Origin of the sequence: Modicisalibacter coralii, assembly GCF_004117855.1 — a bacterium.
GTDB lineage: Bacteria > Pseudomonadota > Gammaproteobacteria > Pseudomonadales > Halomonadaceae > Modicisalibacter > Modicisalibacter coralii.
The window spans coordinates 34,675-54,424 of record NZ_QWBW01000016.1; the positions used below are offsets into that span (position 1 = coordinate 34,675).

The window sequence follows — 19,750 nt, forward strand, 5'->3', positions numbered from 1 at the left end:
CCCGCTACCAGCGGAAGCGCTGCTCGATGCGCTCGCCGCGGGCGTCGGGGTCGAGACGCCGGCGCCACTCGGCCAGCGGATGGCTATCGGCGATGCGTCCGCGCAGCTCGCCCTGGCCGCTGTCGGGGTCGAGCGTCAGCGCGAGCGCCAGGACCTGACCCTGTTCCAGATTCAGCCGCAGCTCGGGGGTGCCGCCACGGCATGTGAGCTGCAGCTTGGCGTGACCCAGTTCGACCCGGGTCGGGGCGAGCAAGGTCACGCTGGAGGCCGTCAGCGCGCCGTGGCTGGCGAGACAGCGGGTGCCGCGCAGGGTGACCTCGAGCTGCCCCTCCCAGCGCGCCGCCAGCGCCAGCGGCAGGCGTGAGAGATCGAGCGCGTCGAGGTCGCCGCCGCTGAGCGTCCAGCGGGTGTCGAGGCCGTGCCAGACGCCGCGGGCATGCCAGGCGCCGCTGCCTTCACCCAGGGTGAGCGTCAGCCGCCCGGGCCAGGCCAGCTGCCAGTCGAGGGGGCCCAGGGCCAGTGGCCAGCCAGCGGCGCGCCAGGCGATGCGCGCCACGCGGCCCGCCGCCAGCGTCCCCGAGGGGGCGTCCAGGGTGATGTCCCGGGCCACCGCCGCCCGCGGGCCGAGGGTCGTCAGTGGCCAGGTCAGGGCCAACGTCGAGACGAAGACGAGGGCCACCGTCAGCCCCGCGCCGAGCATGCCCAGCACACCGATTGCGCGTCGCATCAGCGGCTCTCCATCGCGGTCACGGTGGTATCCAGCGGCGCCGACCCTGACCCCGCGCCCGGCTCTGATCCCGCTTCCGGCCCTGGTCTTTCGAGCTGACTACGCCAGTGCGCTACTAGCGCCAGGCTCTGCCCCTCGCGGCGTTCGAGCTGCCACGCCACCGCCCACCAGCCGTGCTGCGCCGCCCAGCGCGCGAAGTCGCTGAACGCCTCGGGCGAGGGCGCCTCGCCGTGGGTCGTGACGCCGCGCGCCGTCACCTCGATGCGGGTCAGCGCCAGACCCTGTTCCACCGCGGCGCTGCGCCAGGTTGCGGCGTCCACCGGGGTGATCGGCGGCAGCCGCTGCAGGTTCGGCGCCGGCCTCGCCGCGGCGAACGGCTCGCCACCCGCGGGCAGAGACGAGAGCGTGGCGTGGCCGGCGTAGGCCAGCACGCCGACCAGTGCCAGCACCAGGAGTCCTTTCTCCCGTCCCGAGCGCGCCGTCCACAGCGGCGCCAAGCGAGCGGGCAGACGGGGGGCGAATCGGCTCATGGCGTGGGCTCCGGGGTGTCGGCGGCGAGGGGGAGGTTCAGGCTCAGCTCGCCCGGCAGTGCGTGCCACTGCGCCTCGCCCAGCGTGGCGAGGACCTGACGGGCCCGGTTCACCACCACCGGCGCCGGCGGCTCGGGGTAGCGCCAGGCCAGGGTCGCCCGGTTGCCGCTGACTGCCAGCCGTGACAGCTGCCAGGGCGTCGCGGCGAGCTGTGCCGTGGCCGTTGCCAGGGCCTCGCTGAGCCGATGATTGCGCCGGGCCAGGGCGTCGATGGCATCGGCGCGTCTGACCAGCGCCGCCCGGGCGTCGGCCGGTGGCGGGCCGACGAAGCGCGCGGCCAGCGCCGCCGCTTGACGTTGGTTCTCCGAGGTGTGCCCGCGCCAGCTCGTGGCCAGCCACAGCGAGGCGTCGAGCAGCGCCAGCAGGGCGATGGCACCCGCCAGCCAGAGCGTACGTCGCTGCGGCTGCCAGGTGATCCCTTGCCGGCGCGCGCCGCTGTCATCGGCGAACGGCAGCGCGGCGGGGGGCTGAGCCGACAGCCAGGTGAGGCTGCGGAGCCGGGCCTGCGCGGCGGCCGCTTCGCCGCCATCATGCCGTTCGTCATCGTGTCTTTCGCCATCGCCATCGCCATCGCCATCTCCATCGCCGCGTTCGCCGTCGCGCTGCCGTGGCTGGCCGGTGTCGCCATGGGCATCGATATCGGGACCGGTATCGATATTGCCATCGACTATCTGGCAGTCACGTTCGCGCCAGGCCGGCGGTAGCGGCCAGTCGCGCGGCCACGCCAGCCACTGGCGAGCCTCCGGCGCGCCCGGCGCCACGGGCGCGGCCAGCCCCAGGCACAGCCGGTGGCTGCCGTCGTCGAGGGTGGTGATCTGATCCGGCGTCGCCGGCCGTGGCAGCGCCAGGAAGGCGCAGCTCCAGCCCGTCGGCGCCAGGCCGAGGCGCTGCGCCCAGGCGTGCCAGGCGGCGAGTTCGGCGCGTGGAAGGGCGATCAGCTCCAGGTGGCCGCGACCGCGCTGCAGCGCCTGCAGGTGGAGCTGGTCGACCGCTTCACTGGTCACCGTTTCCAGCAGCAGCGGCCATTCGCGGCGCTTGAGCCCGCGCGGCGCGGCGAGATGGAAGTGGCTGACCGCATCCGCCGCCAGCAGCAGGGTGACCGGGTGGCTGGCGGCCAGCCGCGTCAGCGCCTGCCACGCCTCAGGAGGGCTGGCATCGCTCAGGGTGTGCGGCGTGGCGCCCTCCAGGCACCAGTCGACACGGAGCCGGGTGTCGGCGTCCGTCTCTGTGTCGGCGCTGGCATCGATGAGCGGGGCGAGGCGCTGGCGCGGGGCGACCAGCAGGCGGGTAGCGGCGCGCGCCGGGCGTGCGGATCGGCGCATCAGGGTGACTCCTGGGTAAAGACGTTGTCCGCCGCCGGCTCGGCGGCGTTGGTCGAGATAGCGTCGGTCGACATAGCGTCGGTCGAAATAGCGTCGAGGCGGGCGCTGGGGTAGCCGCTGCGGCGGCTCAGCACCCGTACCCGCGCCGCCGGCTGGCGGGGATAGAAGGCGCTGGTGCCCTCGGCCAGCAGCAGGCGCTGGAAGTCGTAGTGGCGATCCGCCAGGCGGATGCGGATATCCAGCGCCACATAGTCCGGGGTCAGGCGCAGGCGGTTGGCGTAGCGTTCGAGCCAGGGGGCATCGCCGCCCAGCGCCTGGCGCACCGCGTCGAGGTCCGTGTAGCCCCCCGGCGGGCGGGCGCGCAGCAGCGTGGCCAGGGCGCCGCGGTCGACCTGGCCGACGAACAGCGCATCCAGCAGCGGCAGATCGCCGGGGCCCAGGGCGTTGAGATCGAGCCGCCAGGGGCCGTCGTCGGGCAGCGTGCAGAGCTCGTCGAAACGCCCGGCGCGGCGGCTGTCCAGCGGCGCCAGCCAGTTGATCTCGCTGGGATCGCGCAGCCAGGTGTCGGCGCTCGTCCGGGGCGGGTCGAGGCGCGCATAGTCGGCGCCATCCATGCCGCCGAGGCGGGCGATGTTGTCGGGATCGATCCAGTCGGCGAGGCGGGCGACGAAGGTATCCGGCGTCATCCCGGCGAGGCGCTCGCTGGCATAGGTCGCCACCCAGTAGCGCAGCTGCTGCTGGGCCAGCGCCGCCTGGCTGCCGCCCAGGGCGTTGAGGTTAAAGCAGGTGCGCAGGTCGTGCACCACCAGACGCAGCTCGCCGGCGTCGGTGGGATAGCGCAGCGGCCGCCCGGCCAGGGTCTGCCACCACAGGTCGGCGTGGCGCACCGCGGCATCGGTGAGCGCACGGCGGGCGATGATCTCCGCGCCGCGGGCGTAGAACTCGGCCTGGGTCTCCTGCTGCAGCAGTTCGAGACGGGTCAGCTCGCGCCGTCCCTGCAGCGTCAGCGCGCTCAGCGTGACGCTCACCAGCGCCAGCGCCAGCAGTACCATCAATAGCGCCGCCCCGCGCTGGCGCGGCGCCCACGCGGGCTCACGCCGGGTTGGCGGTGACACGTTCATGGCAGCAGCTCCGGCAGGACCACGGTCAGCGTCACCGGGCGCCCATGGCGCTGCCACTGCACGCGTACGCCCTGGGCGATGCCGTTCGGCGGGGGCGCGGCGAGCCAACGCCCGGTGACGAAGAACGTGAAAGTCACGGCGTCGACGCCGTCGAGTGCCGCCACCCGCTGCCACTCGGGCTCACCGGCGGCATCGAGCAGCCCGCTGGAATCGAGCGTCAGGGTGGCGCTATCGCGATCCCACTGCAGGCGCTGGCGGCGCAGACGGGTATAGAAATCACCCACCGGCAGCGCCACCGCGCCCAGCGAGACCCACTCCAGCCGTGCCAGGTCGGCACGATAGGTCAGCGGCAGGTTGAAGAGCCGACGACCCTCTGCGTGTATCGGGCGCTGCACCAGCGCCTCCAGACGCCGCGAGAGCAGGCGGCTGATATCGATCTCCGCGTCCAGCGGCGCCGGTTCGGCGAAGCGCTCGCGCGCACTCACCAACTGCTCGACCAGCGCCGCCACGCCGATGCCGACCAGCGCGGTCAGGGCGATGGCGATCATCACCTCGAGCAGGGTGAAGCCGCGCTGGTGCGGCGTCGTTGTTGCCGGCCCTCTCATGGCGGTGCCAGATAGAGCGTGAAGGTGAGCACCGGATGTGCGCGGGCCGGGGTGTCGTAGAGCGCCAGGCGGCCCTGACGCAGCCGCTGGATCGGCGTGGCGCCCACCGTCAGCCGCCACCAGCAGGTGTGCCCCGCCTGGCTCAGCTCGCCCTGCTGGGTGCCCAGGCGCGGCCAGTAGTGGTCGAGCGCCGCACGGCTTTCGAACTCCCGCGCGCACAGCAGCATGGGCGCGCGGCGCGCCGCACTCTCGGCGATGCGTACGCGCTGCTGCACGCCCTGGGCGACGATCGCCGCGATCAGCGCCAGGATGAACAGCGCCACCATCACCTCGAGCAGGGTGAAACCGCGCTGGCATGGGGCCTCGTGGTAGCCGGGCCTGGCACTCATCGCCCACGGCCTGTCACGCTGACTCCGAGCGCGTCCACCGCCAGGGTGCGGCGGGCGCCGTCGCTGGCCAGTTGGATATGCGCACCCACCACCTCGCCATCGGGCAGCCACACCAGCCAGGGCGTGGTGGTGTCGGCGGCCGGCGGCTGACGGCTGGGCTGCAGCGGCGGGTCCCAGCGCTGCGCCGCCAGCCCCAGGCGCTCGCCGAAGACCTGCCAGCCGTGGCCGGGCTGCCAGCTGACGAAGCGATAGCCGTCGCCCTGCGGCTGCCAGCCGATCACCCGCTGGCGCGCGCGGGCGACGTCCGCGGCCAGGCGGAAGGCGCCGGCCAGGTCGCGCGCCTCGCGGTCGAGCCGCTCGCCGGGGCGGGTGCCCGCCAGCCAGGCCACGGCGAGGCTCGCGCCGAGGGCGATGATCACGATCACCACCAGCAGCTCGATCAGCGAGAAGCCCCGGGTAGCGCGCGCGCTCACAGCATCCAGTTGCCGATGTCGGCATCGATGCCCTCGCCGCCGGGCTGGTCGTCGGCGCCCAGGCTGTAGAGATCGACCCGGCCGTGCTGGCCGGGGCTGGCGTAGTGGTAGGGGTGGCCCCAGGGGTCCTCGGGCAGGCGCCGGATATAGCCGCCTTCGCGGTAGTTGTCCGGCTGCGGGTCGCTGCTGGGGGGGCTGACCAGTGCCGCCAGCCCCTGCTGGGTGGTGGGGTAGCGGTAGTTGTCGAGACGGTACATGTCGAGCGCCTGCTCGAGGGTCGAGAGATCGGCGCGCGCCTTCTGCTGCATGGCGTCGTCCTGGTTGCTGAGCACGTTGGGGGCGACGATCGCCACCAGCAGACCGATGATGAAGATCACCACCATGATCTCGAGCAGGGTGAAACCGGACTGGTGGCCGGGGCGGGGAGCGCGTGTCATGCCGTTGCCTCTCTCGTCGTTGTCGTATCAGTCGTTTGCGTCATGGCTTGCGGGCCTGCCGGGGCGCTACAGCGCCACGCTGCTGTTGAGCTGCATGATCGGCAGCAGGATGGCCAGCACCACGGTCAGCACCACCGCGCCCATGACCAGGATCATCAGCGGTTCGAACAGCGCCAGGGCCATGTCGACGCGGCGGTTGAAGGCGCTCTCCTGGGCGTCGGCGATGCGTTCGAGCATGCGGTCCAGGGTGCCGCTGGCCTCGCCGCTGGCGACCATGTGCAGCAGCGAGGGCGAGAAGCGCCCCGACTCCTGCATCGCCCGGTGCAGGCTGATCCCGCTCTCGACGCGCTGCTCGATCAGCGCCACCGCCTCGCGCATGCCGTGGTTGCCCAGGGTGTCGCGGCTCACCCGCAGCGCTTCCAGCAGGGCGATACCGCTGCGCGTGAGGATCGCCAGGGTGCGGGTCAGGCGACCGGTATCGAGCAGCCGGATCAGCTCGCCCAGGCGCGGCAGGCCGAGCAGCAGGGCGTCGAGCCGCGCCCGCGGCGCCGGGCGGCGCAGTATCCGCGCCGCCAGCGGCACGCCCAGCAGCAACAGCGCGAGCAGCCACGGACCCAGGCTCAGCATCAGGTGGGAGAGGCCGATCATCAGCCGGGTCAGCCACGGCAGCGCCATGTCGGAGCGCTCGAACTGTTGCGCCAGGCGCGGCACCACCCAGGTCATCAGCCCGCTCACCACCGCCAGCGACACTCCCGCCAGCACCAGCGGATAGACCAGCGCGGTGCGCGCCTTCTGGCGCTGCGCCTGGACCCGTTCGAGGTGGTCGGCCAGGCGTTCGAGTACCAGCGCCAGGCGCCCGGCGCGCTCGCCGGCGGCGACCAGCGAGCGGTAGAGCAGATCGAAGCTCGCGTGGGGCTTCAGGCTGTCGGCCAGCGAGTGGCCCTCGCGTACCCGGTTGCCCACCGCCAGCAGCACCGCGCGCTCGCGCTGGCGCTCGGCCTGGCGGGTGAGGGCGTCGAGGGCGTCGCTGAGCGGAATGCCGGCATCGATCAGGGTCGCCAGTTGGCGCGTGAGCAGCGCCAGGCTGGTGGTATCGAGGCGCCCGCGGCCCGGGGCCTCGGCGGCACGCACCAGCGCCAGGCGGCGCGGGAACAGACCGCGTTCGTGCAGTAGCTGGCGCGCCTGGCGCTCGCTCTCGGCCTGCAGCACGTCGCGCTGGCGGCGGCCGTCGGGGCTCAGGGCCACATAGCGATAGGTGGGCATCGACTCTCCCCAGTAGCGATGTCGATATGGCGCCCGTCACGCATCGCGACGGTCATGACGGGCATCGATGGCGCCATAGTCTGCAGCCCGGACGATGGCAGTTTGAGGTCAGCGCGGGGGGCAAGCTCAGCGGTGGATCGCACGCAGTACCTCGTCGAGGGCGGTCTCGCCCGCCGCCAGCCGCGCCAGCGCCGCCTGCGCCAGGCTCTGGGCGCCGGCCTGGCCGAAGGCGTACTCGGCCAGCGCCGCCTCGGGGGCGCGTTCGTGGATCAGGCCGGCCAGATGGGCGTCGATAGGGATGAACTCGTAAAGGCCCAGGCGCCCGCGATAGCCGCTGTGGTCGCAGCTTTCGCAGCCCTGGGGCTCGGCCAGCCGCGGTAAAGTCTCGAGGCCGGGCAGCCACTGGGCATCGTCGGCACGGCGCGGGCGCCACTCACTGCACGCCGGGCACAGCCGGCGCACCAGACGCTGCGCCATCACCCCCTTGAGGCTGGTCGCCAGCAGGAACGGCTCGATGCCCATGTCGCGCAGCCGCGCGATCGCCCCCAGCGCGCTGTTGGTGTGCAAGGTCGAGAGCACCAGGTGGCCGGTCAGGCTAGACTGCACCGCGGTGGCGGCGGTCTCCAGGTCGCGGATCTCACCGATCATGATCACGTCCGGGTCCTGGCGCAGAATGGCGCGCAGGCCGCGGGCGAAGGTGAGCCCGGCGTGGGGGTTGACCGGGGTCTGGCCGATACCCGGGATGGCGTACTCCACCGGGTCCTCGACGGTGAGGATATTGCGGCTGCGGTCGTTGAGCGCGTTGAGGCTGGCGTAGAGCGTGGTGGTCTTGCCCGAACCGGTGGGCCCGGTGTTGAGCAGGATACCGTTGGGCTGCTGGAGCACCCGGCGATAGCGTTCGAGCACCGCCGGCGGCATGCCCAGCCGGTCGAGGTCGAGCAGCGCGGCGTGCTTGTCGAGCAGACGCATCACCACCCGCTCGCCGTGGATGCCGGGCAGGGTGGAGACGCGGATGTCGACGTCACGCCCGGCGGCGCGCACGGTGATGCGGCCATCCTGGGGCTGGCGCTTCTCGGCGATGTCGAGCCGCGCCATCACCTTGATCCGCGAGATCAGCACCGGCGCCAGCACCCGCGGCGGCCGCAGCGCCTCGCGCATGGCGCCATCCACCCGCAGGCGGATCACCAGCTCGCGCTCGAACGGCTCGACGTGGATGTCCGAGGCGGCCAGGCGCAGGGCCTCGGAGAAGACGCCGTTGATCAGCCGGATCACCGGCGCTTCGTTCTCGCTTTCGAGCAGATCCTCGGCCCGTGGAAGCTCCTGCATCAGGCTGTCGAGGTCGACGTGCTCGGCCAGCCCCTCCAGCAGCGCCGCGTTGTCGGCACGCTCGCCGTCGTGCAGTGCGGCCAGACGCGCCTCGAAGGTATCGCCGTCGAGCCACTCGCAGCCCTCGGCGCGGCCCAGGCGGCGCTGGATGTCCTGGAGTACCTCGAGCTGCAGCGGCGACGGCGTGTCGCGACACAGCAGGCGGTAGCCGTGCTTGCCCGGCGCCAGCGCCACCCCGGCGCGCTTGGCCAGCCGGTAGGGCAGCGGCGCGAGATCGTCGCCGGCGCTGAAGGCGGCGGTCGCGGTCATGGCGCCAGGCTCCCCAGGCGGCTGCGCTGGTCGGGGAAGAGGGTGCTCCAGCGCGGCTGGCCCAGTGCGCTCGGCGCTGCAATCGCCATCCCCGGTCCGGACGCCGCCGTGCCGCCGGCTACGGTGGTGGCCGCTTCCCAGGGCGCCAGCGCCTGGTCGTCGTCGAAGCCGGCGAGCAGCTGCTGGGCGCGCATATAGCGGTACTTGTCGGCGGTGGCGCTGTCCATCTGAGTGGCGTCGCGCAGCACCCGGGCGCGGATGAACACCATCAGGTTGCGCTTCTCCTGCTCGTCGCGGTTGTACTGGAACAGCTTGCCGAGCAGCGGAATATCGCCCAGCAGCGGCACCTGCGCCGAGGTCGAGTTGCCGGCGTTGCTGATCAGCCCGCCGAGCACCACGATGCCGCCGTCGCGGGTGATCACCGAGGTCTCGATCTCGCGCTTGTTGGTGACCACGTCGGAGGCCTGGACGTTGGGGTCGATCGACGACACCTCCTGAACGATATCCATGCGGATGGTGTTGTCGGAACTGATCGAGGGGCGGATGCGCAGGCTGACCCCGATGTCCTCGCGCTGGATGATCTGGTAGGGGTTCTCGTTGAAGGTGGTGGAGCCGGTGACGAAGGGCACCTCCTGGCCCACCAGGATATAGGCCTGGGCGTTGTCGAGGGTGGTCAGCGAGGGCGTCGACAGCAGATTGGTCTCGCTGTCGCTCTGCAGCGCGCCGAGCAGGGCGGCGAAGCTCACCCCGCTGTCGCTGATCCGGCCCACCCCGGCGCTGGCCCCGGTGATGCTGCCGAGCAGCCGCGCCAGCTGGCTGGTGTCGTTGCGCGCGGCGGCGCCGGCGATGGCGTTGATCCCCGGCTGGCCGTCGGCGGCGTAGTTGAAGCCGCCCACCGGCACCGTGCCGCTGCCGGAGAGATCGCCGAACAGCCACTGCACGCCCAGGCGCTTGGCGCGCGACTCGGTGATCTCGGCGATGATCGCCTCCACCGCTACCTGGGCGCGGCGGATATCGAGCTTCTTGATGATGCTGGCGTAGGCGTCGAGCCGCGCCGGCGGGCCGATCAGTACCAGGGCGTTGGTCGAGGGGTGGACGGCGAAGCCGACCGCGTCGTCGCCGCTGCCGAGGGTGCCGGCGAGCGCGGCATTGCGGCTGGTGGCGTCCGGTAGCGCAGGCAGCCCGCCGCGGCTACCCATGCCGCTGCTCGCGCTGGCGAAGCTGCCGCCCTGCAGCGCGCTATCGCCGCCGCCGGCGCGCTGCAGTAGCTGCTCCACCTGACTCTGGGGATTGGCACCGCCCGCGTTCTGCGGGCGTTCGCCGGTCAGCCCGCCGAGCACCGAGACCACCGATTCGGCGCTGACGTTGTCGAGATAGATCACCCGGGTGTTGCGCTGCTGCGCCTCGGCCTGGGGCTTGTCCAGCGAGGCGGCGAGCTGGCGCACCCGGGCCAGCCCGGCAGGGTCGCCGTAGGCCACCAGGGCGTTGGCGCGGGGGTTGGCCACCACCTTCACCTGACCGCCACCCTCGCGCTGCATCAGCGTGTCCAGGGTGCCGGCGAGCTCGTCGGCGGAGGCGTGCTTTAGCGGCAGTACCGCGGCCTGGAGATCGCGCTGGCGGTCCAGGCGTTCGGCCAGCTGGGTCAGCCGGCGGAGATTGTCGCGCCAGTCGGTGACCACCACCAGGTGGCTCTCCGGCCACGGCGTGACCGTACCCACCTGGCTGTCGACCAGCGGTTGCAGCACGCCGGCCAGGGTGGCGGCGTCGAGGTTGCGTGTGGCGATCACGCTGGTGGCGACATTGGCCCCCTGGGCGGCGTCGCCGAGCGGCAGCGGCTGGGTGCGCGAGGCCTGGGCCGGCACGATGCGCACCTGGCCGTCGGCGAGCGGTACCGTGGCGTAGCCGTTGATCTGCAGTTCGTTCTGGAACAGACGGTAAAGCTCGTCGGCGCTCAGCCGACGCTGGCTGGTCAACGAGATGTTGCCCTGCACCCGCGGGTCGACGATGAAGGCGTGGCCGGTGATCCGACCGACGCTGTCGATGAATTCGCGCAGGCTGGTCTGCTGGAAGTCGACGTCGTAGCGCGGGGTGGCGTCCGCCGCCGTGGCGCTGGTGTCATCCGCGGGGGGCTGGGTCTGTGACTGGGCCAGGGCCGGGGTCGGGAGCAGCAGGGCCAGTAGCAGTGTGACCACCAGTCGATACGGCAGGGGCCTCATGGGGATGACTCCGAAAGCGTGGATGAAGCGGCGGCAGGCGTGCCCGGCTCGACGCGGACGATGGCCCCGCGGGGCGTGGCGTCAGGCTCCGGCCAGGCCAGGCGCTCCAGACGTCCGTCGCGCGAGAGCACCACGCCCTCGCCATCGATACGCGCCAGGGTGATGCCCGGGGCGATGCGATCCCCCGGCATCAGCGCGCTCTGGCCGTCGGGGGTCGCCAGCACCACCAGCGAGTTCGCGCCCCGGCTCAGCGCCCGGCCGACCACTTGGTAGGGCAGATCGGTGAGCGGGATGCGCCGGTCCGCCATGGTGGCCTGCGGCTGCCATGCGGCGGGCAGCGGTGGCAGCGCGGCGGGGTCGAGGATGAAGGTTGTCGGTGCCGCGACGGGGGCGGCGGGGGCCAGCAGACGCGCCGTGCCGCTCAGCGCCTGGGCCGCCAGCCACGCCAGCAGACACAGCGCCAGCCACCGTGCCGGGGCGCTCAGCCAGGCCGGGGGCGTCATACGCTCAGGCGCGCCTGTGGATGCCAGCCGGGATGGCCCTCGACGTAGCGCGCCTCGACGCTCGGCGGCGTGGGAGCCGGCGGGGTGCCGTCGTGGTCGCCGAGATAGCGCTCCAGGCGTTGCCACAGCGGCTCGCCGCCGGCCTGGGGGCGGGCGCTGAAGCTGCGCCAGGTGAGCCCTGCCGGCAGCGTGTCGAGATGCGCACGTGCCCCCGCGGCGGCGCCGTAGTCGAGCGTCCAGCGGGTTGCCGAGAGGCGCGGCAGGTCGCGGCTGTCATTGAGGATCAGCGGCAGGCCCAGACTGCTGTCCAGCGCGCGTTCGAGCAGGCGCTTCAGCGCGTCGGGGTCCGGCGTGAGGTCGACGACCCGCGCCGGATGGCCGCCGCTCAGGCGCCACAGATGGTCGCGGGTGATCGTTTCGCCGGGGGCCAGCAGGGTGTCGTGGCGTAGCCCCGGGAGCAGCGCGCGGGTGGCGTCGCTATCCGCGCTGAGGGCGGCGGCGATCAGGCCATCCCAGCTGCCGCCGACACTGTCGCGCCGCCACAGCCAGCCGGGGGCACTGCCCAGCGGGCGGTCGAGCCAGCCGGCGTAGGGGGCGCGCAGGGCGTCGAAGCGTGCCTGCAGTTCGCCAGCCGCGGCGTCCGGCGTGACGTCGTTGCGCTGGAACTCGGCGTGGATCTGCCAGCCGCTCCGGGTGCTGCGACAGCTGAGATGGAAGAAGCCGCTGGCGTGGCTGCCGGGCAGACACAGCGGCACCGGGGCGCCGTGGGGGTTGTCCACCGCGATCAGCGTGGGCCAGAAATCCTGGCCGCGGGCGCCCAGCACCAGGTCGACCCGCGGCAGGCGTCCGGCCAGCCAGCGCGCGGTGGCGCTGCCGGTATCGGCCAATAGCACCACCAGCTCGGCGTCCTCGGCGGCCTTGGCCACGCTCTCGGCCAGGGCCTGGTACCACTGGTCGAGGGGACGAGTTTCATCCAGAGCGTTGGGATCGCTGGCGCCGACCACCGCCACCCGTACGCCGTCGCGCTCGAAGCGGGTCGCCGTGCTGACGCCGGTGGGCGGCGCGGCCAGATTGCCCAGCACCGGGCGCGCGTAGTCTCGGTAGAGTGCTGCGGCACGCTGCGGCCAGAGCACGCGCTCGTCGCTGCTGACCCGGGCATCGCTGGCGAGCAGACGGCTGGCGGCGACGCCGACGCTGCCGTTGGCGAGATGCCCCAGGCCGCTGCCGCTCCAGCACTGGCCGTTCTCCAGCGTCAGGGTGCGCTCGGCACCGAGTTCACGGCGCAGCCGCGCGAGCTGGGCGGCCAGGCCGCCATAGCCGGCGGTATGGCGCCGCGCGGCGCGGCGTGGGGTATACAGGTCGGCCCATTCGGCGCCAGCGCTGCCGGCCAGCGTGGTCACGCCGTCCGCGGTGGCCCAGGGCGCGCCACCGAGCAGCTCCGCCGGGCCGAGATAGGTGGCGGGGGCGACGATCCGCGTGGGGCCGAGACACTCCAGGGTATCGGCGACATAGAGCAGATCGACCTGGCGTCCCGGGGTCGGTGCGCGTGCAGTGCGCGTCGAGATCGAGGACGTGGCGCAGCCGCCCATGCCGGTACTGAGCAGCGCACCACCCAGGGCGCCGACGAGGCGACGGCGGGTGGGATCGCAGCGTCGCTCGGTGGCGGCGCGGGCGTCGGTGGAAAGAGGTGGCGTCATGAGGCTCCCGCGAATGATCCAACGCGGCGGACGGTCTTCGCCGCCGCCGGATTCGTCATCCTAATGACTGGGCGATGACGGTTTCGTGACCGCGCGGCGGGCGCGGCGCTGCCGCCAAGTCGTCATGGGGTTGTCACTTTGCTGCTCTAGGTTACCTCCGGGTAACGCAGCCCGGTGGCCGCAGTCACCGGGACGCCGAGTGGCCGGCGGCGCGCATCGCCGGCCCGGGCGCCGTGGACTGGCAGACCGTCATTAGTGGATCACTCACAGAACAGAGAGGGGACCCCATGAGCAAGGAAATCGAGGATCAGCGCATTCTCAACCAGAGCGTCAACGAGCCATTCTCGGCCGTGCTGTCTCGCCGGCTGTCGCGCCGCGGCATCATGCAGGGGGGCGCCGGACTGGCCGCCATGAGCCTGCTCGGCGGTTTCGGTCTGGCCGGCTGCAGCAGTGACGGTGACGACGACGACAATGGTTCCGCCGGTGGCGACAAGCCGGAAGCCACCCCGCTGGCGCTGGCGTTCGCCGCGATCCGCGGCTCGCGCACCGATGCGGTGGTGGTGCCCGAGGGTTACGTCGCCCAGGTGCTGATCCCCTGGGGGACGCCGCTCGACAACAGCGTTGGCGCCTGGTCTGCGGACCGTAGCGTGACGCCCGACTACCAGGCGGCCAGCGTGGGCATGAACCACGACGGCATGCACAACTTCGCGCTGAGCGACGAGAGTGCCTCGCGCGAATTCATCATGGCGCTCAACAACGAGTACATCGATCAGGGCGCGCTGTGGGCGCCCCAGGGCGGCCCGACCAATGCCGACAGCGGCGCCCGCCCGGCCGACGAAGCGCGCACCGAGATCAATGCCCATGGCGTGACCCTGGTCAAGTTGTCGCTCGGCAGCGATGGTCAGTGGCGTGAAGAGCGCGGCTCGCGCTACAACCGCCGTATCACCTCGGCCACGCCGATCGAGCTCGCCGGCCCGGTGCGCGGCAGCGACTACGTGGTCACCGCCTACTCCACCAACGGCACCCGCACCCGCGGCACCAACAACAATTGCGCCAACGGCTTTACGCCGTGGGGCACCTACCTCACCTGTGAGGAGAACTGGCCCAACGTCTTCACCAAGGCGAGCGATCGCTATCGTGACGACGACCGCCTCGGGGTGCCCACGGGCCGTGCCCGCTATGGCTGGGAGACCGCCCAGGGCGGGTCGAACGGCGAGTTCGCGCGCTTCGATGCCACGCCGAGCGCGGCCTCGGCGTCCGGCGACTACCGCAACGAGCCGCGTACCTTCGGCTACGTGGTGGAGATCGACCCCTACGGCAACACCGCCAGCGTGGGCACCGAGACCGCCGCGCTCAAGCGCACCCATATCGGCCGCTTCCGCCACGAGGGCTGCTGGCCGGGCAAGGTGATCGAGGGCGAGCCGGTGGTGCTCTACTCCGGCCACGACTCGCGCAACGAGTACATCTACAAGTTCGTCTCCAAGGCCAAGTGGGATCCCAAGGACGCCAATCGCCCGGGCCAGGACTACGATCGCCTGGCGATCGGTTCCAAGTACCTGGACGAAGGCACCCTCTATGTGGCGCGCTTCAACGCCGATGGCAGTGGCGAGTGGCTGCCGCTGACGCCGGACGCCACCACCCAGGACGGCCGGCCGCTGTGGCAGGCGCTCAATCTGGCCAACGCGCGCGATCTCGCCGGGGTGATCATCAACACCTGTGACGCCGCCGACTTCATGGGCGCGACGCCGATGGATCGTCCCGAGTGGGGCACCGTCGACCCCTCCTCGGGCGAGGTCTACATGACCCTGACCAACAACTCCAAGCGCACCGCCGAGGGCACCGCCGCCACTTACACCAATGGTGGCAGCGACGTCGAGGCGCTGGGCGCGGGTTACGCCACGGCCCCGGTCAACGCCGCCAACCCGCGGCCCGACAACGAGGGCGGTCAGGTCATTCGCTGGCGCGAGCCGTCACCGGCAGCCACCGATTTCGAGTGGGAAGTGTTCGTGTTCGGCGCCGCCGAGAGCGATGCCGACAACTTCTCGGGGCTCACCGAACTCAACCAGTTCGCCAGCCCCGACGGCCTGTGGTATGACGACCGCGGCGACGGCCAGGGTATCCTGTGGATCGAGACCGACAACGGCTACGACAATGTCACCGATTACACCAACGATCAGGTGCTGGCGGTGGTGCCGGGCAACGTCAGCCGCGGCCCGGGTGACAAGGCGGTGATCGATGCCGCCGACCAGGCCCAGCTCAAGCGTTTCGCCGTCGGCCCCAACGGCTGCGAGGTGACCGGTATCTTCGCCACGCCGGACAAGACCTCGCTGTTCATCAATATCCAGCATCCGGGCAACTGGCCGGCCGACCCCGGTGCCAACGAGCAGGATGCCACGGTTGCCGCCTCGGGCGAGGTTCGCCCGCGAGCCTCCACCGTGGTGATCCGCAAGCGCGACGGCGGTGAGATCGGCGTGTGACACGCGTCTGAACGGCCGACAGAGGAAACTGCGCCTCCCGGATGGGAGGCGCGGTTCTTTCTAGGCTTGATACGAAGATTGCCCGCGTTCGCCGACTTTTCGGGCAAAACCTAGGGCAGCATCGCCGGTGCCATGCGCCCATACAGGTTGAAGATGATCCACAGCGTGCCGCCGGCCATGAGGATCAGGATCAGCGTCGAAAAGAGGATCAAGTGCAGGTCCTCGCGCTTCTGCCTGGCCAGGGAGATGTGCAGGAAGAAGCGGAAATGCACCACGACCTGGACCAGGGCGCAGAGACCGATCGCCCACAGCAGGGTGACCCGCGGCCAGTCGCTCCAGGCCACCAGCGCGAAGGGGGGCAGGGTCAGGGCCAGCGCCAGGCCGTAACCCCACAGGTAGCTGCCCAGCTCGCGCCTGCGCTCCTTGTCGTCGACCACGCCGGATTGCCGTTGCGTCTCGCTCATGCCAAGCCTCCGAGATAGACCAGGGAGAAGATGCCGATCCAGACGATGTCCAGGAAGTGCCACAACAGCCCCAGGCGAACCAGCCCCGTCTTGACGCCGGTATCCAGCCCGTAGACCAGCATCTGGACGATCAGCACGATCATCCAGAGGCAGGCGGTGGCGACGTGCAGCCCGTGCAGCGGGACCAGCCCGAAGAAGGCGGACGCGAAACCGCTTTGGCTCGGCGCACCGCCCTTGTCGATCGTCACCCGGAAGTCGTGCAGCTCGAAGCCGATGAACGACAGCCCCAGCGCCAGCGTGACCACCAGCCAGAACAGCAGGGCGCCCCGACCGTTGCGGTACTTGAGGCAGTAGGCGGCCATGCCGTAGGTGAAACTGCTGGTCAGCAGCAGCATCGTCTCGATGAAGGCGCTCTTCATCTCGAAGAGGTCCTTGGGGCCGGGGCCGCCGGCCAGGGCATCGAGCTGGGTTACGTAGTTGGCGAAGAGCAGCCCGAAGATGATCAGGTCGCTCATCATGAAGACCCAGAACCCGAACACCAGCCCTTCGCAGGCGTGGTGGGCTTCCGGATGCGCGCGACCGAGGTTGAGGCCCGGGTGCCTGGATGGCGTCGTCATTGCACGGCTCCCGACACGGGGGCGGCGGGCAGCCCCCGGTTGCTGGTGTCTCGTTCCTGGTCACGCTTGACGGCCCGCGTTTCGGCGACCTGGCGCAGCCAGGCCTCGTGGGTCTCGCGGACTTCCGCGGCGCTGATGATCCTGGTGGTCTTGCGCACGAAGCTGCGCGCGATCAGCGCCGCGATCGAGACGCCGCCGGCGAGGAGCACCAGCCACCACAGGTACCACACCAGACCGAAGGCCATCAGAAAGCCGGTGGCGGTGAGGATCGGCCCCAGGGCGCTGTTGGCCGGCATCGTGATATCGCGGTATTCGGCAGGCCGCTGGTAGGCCTGGCCGAGGTCCTTCTCGCGCATGAAGGCGTCGCGACTGAAGACCTCGGGGATCACCGGGAAATTGTATTCCGGCACCGGGGCCGGAGTGGCCCACTCCAGGCTGCGGCCATCCCAGGGGTCGCCCACGGGCACCCGGTTGGCGTGACGCTGGCGCAGGCTCAGCCAGAGTTGCATGGCCAGGCTGAACAGGGCGAAGAGGATCACCAGCGCGCCGAAGCCCGCGATGATCGTCCACGGCAGGTAGGCCGGCTCGACGAAGCTCACGGTGCGCCGTGGCATGCCCAGCAGCCCCAGGGCGTAGAGCGGGAAGAAGGCCAGGATGAAACCGACGATCCAGGCGTAGGCGGCGCGGTAGCCCCAGCGCTCCTCGAGACGGAAGCCGAAGGCCTTGGGAAACCACATGTTGTAGGCGGCCAGCATGCCGAACAGCAGCCCCGGCACCAGCATGTTGTGAAAGTGCGCGACCAGGAACAGCGTGTTGTGGACCTGGTAGTCGATCGACGGGTTGGCCAGCAGGATGCCCGTCAGTCCGCCGAGGACGAACAGGGTGATGAAACCCAGCGCATAGACCATGGGGATCGTCACGCGTACCCGCCCGCGGAACATGGTCAGCATCCAGTCGTAGACCTTCACCCCGGTGGGCACGCCGATCAGCATGGTGGCGATGCCGAACACCACGTTGACGTTGGGCGACTGACCCATGGTGAAGAAGTGATGCAGCCAGACCGTGAACGACAGCACGGCGATGACCATGGTCGCGATCACCAGACCGGTGTAGCCGTACAGGCGCTTGCCCGAGAAGGTCGAGAACACTTCCGAGAACACCCCGAAGGCGGGCAGGATCAGGATGTAGACCTCGGGGTGGCCGAACAGCCAGAACATGTTGACGTAGTTCATCATGTCGCCACCGAGATCCTGGGTGAAGAAATGGAAATCCAGGTAGCGATCGAGTGCCAGCAGGGCCGTGGCCACGGTCAGCGGCGGCATGGCGAAGATCATCAGAATCGAGGTGCACAGCGCGGTCCAGCAGAACAGCGGCATGCGGAACAGGTGCATGCCCGGGGCCCGCTCCTTGTAGATCGTCACCGCGAAGTTGATGCCGGTCATCGTCGAGCCGATCGACGACAGGGTCACCGCCCAGATCCAGTAGTCGACCCCGGCGCCGGGATTGAAGGAGCTCTCCGTGAAGGGCGGATAGCCGCTCCAGCCGCCGGTGGAAAAGGGCGTGAGCACCAGCGAGACCATGACGATGGCCGCGCCGGCCGCGGTCAGGCCCAGGCTCACCGAGTTCATCACCGGGAAGGACAGGTCCCGGGCGCCGATCTGCAGCGGCATCACGTAGTTGATCACCCCGGTGAGGAACGGCATCGCCATGAAGAAGATCATGATCGTGCCGTGGGTGGTGAAGAACTCGCCGAAGTGCTCGGCCAGCAGGAAGCCGCCGTCCAGGCCGAATGCCTGCTGGGTACGCATGAACACCGCCTCGATGATCGCGCGAGCCAGCATGACCAGGGCGATGACGATGAACATGATACCGATGCGCTTGTGGTCGACGCTGGTCAGCCATTCCGACCACAGCACCTTCCACTTGCCGTGCCGGGTCAGCAGTACCACCACGGCCAGCGCCCCGAGCACCACCAGGGAGGCGGCGGCCGTGACGATGGCGGCGTTGACGATGTGCAGGGTGTCGGGCGTCTGGATCGCATCCCAGAAGGGCAGGGCATTCCAGTCGAGGCGTCCCAGCGCGATGTCCAGGAAGTGAGTCAGCGTCACGGCGTTTCCCCCTGCTGGTGATGGCGCGGTGATCCTGCCGGTGGCAGGGAAACCATGGCGTCGTCGGCTGCGTGGAGCGGTGTCAGGGCGGCGGCGGCCGCGACCGGGCCATCTACGCCGGTCGTGACGCGTTGAAACGCGAGCGGTGTCTGCTGCGCCGCTATGGAAACCGGGCCGGGAGCGAGGGCCTCGCCCGGGGTGCCCGCCACGATCGCCGAGAACAGGTCGTCCGGCGTGGCCGAGAAGCGCAGCGCCTCGGTCTGCCCGTCCTCGCCCAGCGCCCTGGCCAGTTCGCGGACGGTATTGCGGCCGTCGAGCACCTGATAGGTCGGGCGGTCGAGGGCATGGCCGTGCCGGCGGGCGCCCGCGATGAAGTCGTCGAACGCGGCCTCGGTCACCGCCTTGGCCGTGAAGTGCTGCTCGTGAAAGCGCTCGCCGTTGTACTGGGTGTTCTCGCCGCGATAGGTTCCGGGGTGATCGGCCAGAAGATGCAGGCGCGTGACCATGCCGTGCATGGCGTAGATCTGGCTGCCCAGCGCGGGGACGAAGAACGACTGCATCACGGTATCGGAGGTCAGCTCGAGTTCGAGCGGACGTTCGGCGGGGAAGACCAGTTCATTGACGGTAGCGATGTTCTGCTCGGGGTAGATGAACAGCCATTTCCAGTCGTAGCCCACGACCTGCACGTGCAGCGGCTTTTGATCCGACGGCAGCGGCTTGTAGGGGTCCAGCGAGTAGGTCTGCTGCCAGAGGAAATAGCCCAGGATCGCCACGATCAGGAAAGGCACGCCCCAGATGAGGTATTCCAGACGCTTCGAGAAGCTCCAGCGCGGCCGATAGGTCGACTCGCCACCGTAGCGGTATTTCCAGACGAGTACCGGGGTGAGCACGATGACCGGCAGCACCACCACCAGCGTCAGCGCGACGACGATCCAGAAGTGGGTGCGCTGGGCGGCGGCGACCGGTCCGTGCGGGTCGAGAAAGCTCAGGTTGTTCTGACTGCAGCCGGTCACGACAAGCAGGGCGAGCAGTCCCAGAAACGCACGTGCCAAGGGGCCCACATTGCGCGGCTGCACGGCGTTGCACGATCCTCCTGTCACGATCTG

The 19,750-nt window shown here is 70.6% G+C and carries 18 protein-coding genes; 1 reads left to right on the forward strand and 17 read right to left on the reverse strand.

Annotated features, from left to right (window positions below):
* Positions 1-4 precede the first annotated feature (4 nt).
* The 13 genes from D0901_RS10330 to D0901_RS10390 all read right to left on the reverse strand — a co-directional run bounded on the left by D0901_RS10330 (position 5) and on the right by D0901_RS10390 (position 12,978).
* Positions 5-727 (reverse strand): hypothetical protein, encoded by a 723-nt coding sequence (locus tag D0901_RS10330; RefSeq protein ID WP_129140225.1) that lies wholly within the window; start codon positions 725-727, stop codon positions 5-7.
* On the reverse strand, positions 727-1,257 hold the full coding sequence (locus tag D0901_RS10335) for a hypothetical protein (protein WP_129140226.1): 531 nt from the start codon (positions 1,255-1,257) through the stop codon (positions 727-729). Before D0901_RS10335 ends, D0901_RS10330 begins: the two co-directional genes overlap by 1 nt.
* On the reverse strand, positions 1,254-2,639 hold the full coding sequence (locus D0901_RS10340) for a type II secretion system protein GspL (RefSeq protein WP_129140227.1): 1,386 nt from the start codon (positions 2,637-2,639) through the stop codon (positions 1,254-1,256). Before D0901_RS10340 ends, D0901_RS10335 begins: the two co-directional genes overlap by 4 nt.
* A complete protein-coding gene (gene gspK / locus D0901_RS10345) occupies positions 2,639-3,760 on the reverse strand; it encodes a type II secretion system minor pseudopilin GspK (RefSeq protein WP_129140228.1) in 1,122 nt (373 codons plus the stop codon). Before gspK ends, D0901_RS10340 begins: the two co-directional genes overlap by 1 nt.
* Positions 3,757-4,365 (reverse strand): PulJ/GspJ family protein, encoded by a 609-nt coding sequence (locus D0901_RS10350; protein WP_129140229.1) that lies wholly within the window; start codon positions 4,363-4,365, stop codon positions 3,757-3,759. The genes gspK and D0901_RS10350 overlap by 4 nt, the downstream gene beginning before the upstream one ends.
* On the reverse strand, positions 4,362-4,754 hold the full coding sequence (locus tag D0901_RS10355) for a type II secretion system protein (RefSeq protein ID WP_129140230.1): 393 nt from the start codon (positions 4,752-4,754) through the stop codon (positions 4,362-4,364). Before D0901_RS10355 ends, D0901_RS10350 begins: the two co-directional genes overlap by 4 nt.
* Positions 4,751-5,227, reverse strand: coding sequence for a GspH/FimT family pseudopilin (locus D0901_RS10360; protein WP_162500854.1), 477 nt, complete (start codon positions 5,225-5,227; stop codon positions 4,751-4,753). Before D0901_RS10360 ends, D0901_RS10355 begins: the two co-directional genes overlap by 4 nt.
* Positions 5,224-5,664: a type II secretion system major pseudopilin GspG gene (gene gspG, locus D0901_RS10365; protein WP_129140232.1), complete on the reverse strand. Its 441-nt coding sequence runs from the start codon at positions 5,662-5,664 to the stop codon at positions 5,224-5,226. Before gspG ends, D0901_RS10360 begins: the two co-directional genes overlap by 4 nt.
* 66 nt (positions 5,665-5,730) lie before the next feature.
* Positions 5,731-6,927, reverse strand: a complete 1,197-nt coding sequence (gene gspF, locus D0901_RS10370; protein WP_129140233.1) for a type II secretion system inner membrane protein GspF — start codon at positions 6,925-6,927, stop codon at positions 5,731-5,733.
* Positions 6,928-7,053: 126 nt separating this feature from the next.
* The gene (locus D0901_RS10375; RefSeq protein ID WP_129140234.1) at positions 7,054-8,562 is read right to left on the reverse strand and encodes a GspE/PulE family protein; all 1,509 of its coding nucleotides are present in this window, start codon (positions 8,560-8,562) and stop codon (positions 7,054-7,056) included.
* Complete coding sequence (gene gspD / locus D0901_RS10380; RefSeq protein ID WP_129140235.1) at positions 8,559-10,778, reverse strand: type II secretion system secretin GspD; 2,220 nt, start codon at positions 10,776-10,778, stop codon at positions 8,559-8,561. Before gspD ends, D0901_RS10375 begins: the two co-directional genes overlap by 4 nt.
* On the reverse strand, positions 10,775-11,281 hold the full coding sequence (locus D0901_RS10385; protein ID WP_129140236.1) for a hypothetical protein: 507 nt from the start codon (positions 11,279-11,281) through the stop codon (positions 10,775-10,777). Before D0901_RS10385 ends, gspD begins: the two co-directional genes overlap by 4 nt.
* Positions 11,278-12,978 carry a bifunctional UDP-sugar hydrolase/5'-nucleotidase gene (locus D0901_RS10390; protein ID WP_129140237.1) on the reverse strand — a complete coding sequence of 567 codons (1,701 nt, stop codon included), beginning with the start codon at positions 12,976-12,978 and terminating at the stop codon, positions 11,278-11,280. Before D0901_RS10390 ends, D0901_RS10385 begins: the two co-directional genes overlap by 4 nt.
* A gap of 287 nt (positions 12,979-13,265) precedes the next feature.
* On the opposite strand from D0901_RS10390, the gene D0901_RS10395 reads away from it, so the two are divergent.
* Complete coding sequence (locus D0901_RS10395; RefSeq protein WP_129140238.1) at positions 13,266-15,455, forward strand: PhoX family protein; 2,190 nt, start codon at positions 13,266-13,268, stop codon at positions 15,453-15,455.
* 110 nt (positions 15,456-15,565) lie between these two features.
* On the opposite strand, the gene D0901_RS10400 is transcribed toward D0901_RS10395, so the two are convergent.
* From D0901_RS10400 to D0901_RS21100, 4 genes are read right to left on the reverse strand one after another with little or no spacing between them, the layout of a single operon-like run.
* Positions 15,566-15,919, reverse strand: a complete 354-nt coding sequence (locus D0901_RS10400; protein ID WP_129140239.1) for a cytochrome o ubiquinol oxidase subunit IV — start codon at positions 15,917-15,919, stop codon at positions 15,566-15,568.
* Positions 15,916-16,536 (reverse strand): cytochrome c oxidase subunit 3, encoded by a 621-nt coding sequence (locus D0901_RS10405; protein ID WP_129140240.1) that lies wholly within the window; start codon positions 16,534-16,536, stop codon positions 15,916-15,918. Before D0901_RS10405 ends, D0901_RS10400 begins: the two co-directional genes overlap by 4 nt.
* Complete coding sequence (locus D0901_RS10410) at positions 16,533-18,644, reverse strand: cbb3-type cytochrome c oxidase subunit I (RefSeq protein WP_129140241.1); 2,112 nt, start codon at positions 18,642-18,644, stop codon at positions 16,533-16,535. Before D0901_RS10410 ends, D0901_RS10405 begins: the two co-directional genes overlap by 4 nt.
* On the reverse strand, positions 18,641-19,696 hold the full coding sequence (locus D0901_RS21100; RefSeq protein WP_203234852.1) for a cytochrome ubiquinol oxidase subunit II family protein: 1,056 nt from the start codon (positions 19,694-19,696) through the stop codon (positions 18,641-18,643). Before D0901_RS21100 ends, D0901_RS10410 begins: the two co-directional genes overlap by 4 nt.
* Positions 19,697-19,750 lie beyond the last annotated feature (54 nt).

What these genes read in the sequence shown, in the direction of transcription:
- D0901_RS10390 (WP_129140237.1), bottom strand. Translation starts at nt 12,978, where the DNA reads ATGACGCCACCTCTTTCCACCGACGCCCGCGCCGCCACCGAGCGACGC.
- D0901_RS10350 (WP_129140229.1), bottom strand. Translation starts at nt 4,365, where the DNA reads ATGAGAGGGCCGGCAACAACGACGCCGCACCAGCGCGGCTTCACCCTG.
- D0901_RS10405 (WP_129140240.1), bottom strand. Translation starts at nt 16,536, where the DNA reads ATGACGACGCCATCCAGGCACCCGGGCCTCAACCTCGGTCGCGCGCAT.
- D0901_RS10330 (WP_129140225.1), bottom strand. Translation starts at nt 727, where the DNA reads ATGCGACGCGCAATCGGTGTGCTGGGCATGCTCGGCGCGGGGCTGACG.
- gspK (WP_129140228.1), bottom strand. Translation starts at nt 3,760, where the DNA reads ATGAACGTGTCACCGCCAACCCGGCGTGAGCCCGCGTGGGCGCCGCGC.
- gspD (WP_129140235.1), bottom strand. Translation starts at nt 10,778, where the DNA reads ATGAGGCCCCTGCCGTATCGACTGGTGGTCACACTGCTACTGGCCCTG.
- D0901_RS10400 (WP_129140239.1), bottom strand. Translation starts at nt 15,919, where the DNA reads ATGAGCGAGACGCAACGGCAATCCGGCGTGGTCGACGACAAGGAGCGC.
- gspF (WP_129140233.1), bottom strand. Translation starts at nt 6,927, where the DNA reads ATGCCCACCTATCGCTATGTGGCCCTGAGCCCCGACGGCCGCCGCCAG.
- D0901_RS10375 (WP_129140234.1), bottom strand. Translation starts at nt 8,562, where the DNA reads ATGACCGCGACCGCCGCCTTCAGCGCCGGCGACGATCTCGCGCCGCTG.
- D0901_RS10340 (WP_129140227.1), bottom strand. Translation starts at nt 2,639, where the DNA reads ATGCGCCGATCCGCACGCCCGGCGCGCGCCGCTACCCGCCTGCTGGTC.
- D0901_RS10395 (WP_129140238.1), top strand. Translation starts at nt 13,266, where the DNA reads ATGAGCAAGGAAATCGAGGATCAGCGCATTCTCAACCAGAGCGTCAAC.
- D0901_RS10385 (WP_129140236.1), bottom strand. Translation starts at nt 11,281, where the DNA reads ATGACGCCCCCGGCCTGGCTGAGCGCCCCGGCACGGTGGCTGGCGCTG.
- D0901_RS10355 (WP_129140230.1), bottom strand. Translation starts at nt 4,754, where the DNA reads ATGAGTGCCAGGCCCGGCTACCACGAGGCCCCATGCCAGCGCGGTTTC.
- gspG (WP_129140232.1), bottom strand. Translation starts at nt 5,664, where the DNA reads ATGACACGCGCTCCCCGCCCCGGCCACCAGTCCGGTTTCACCCTGCTC.
- D0901_RS10335 (WP_129140226.1), bottom strand. Translation starts at nt 1,257, where the DNA reads ATGAGCCGATTCGCCCCCCGTCTGCCCGCTCGCTTGGCGCCGCTGTGG.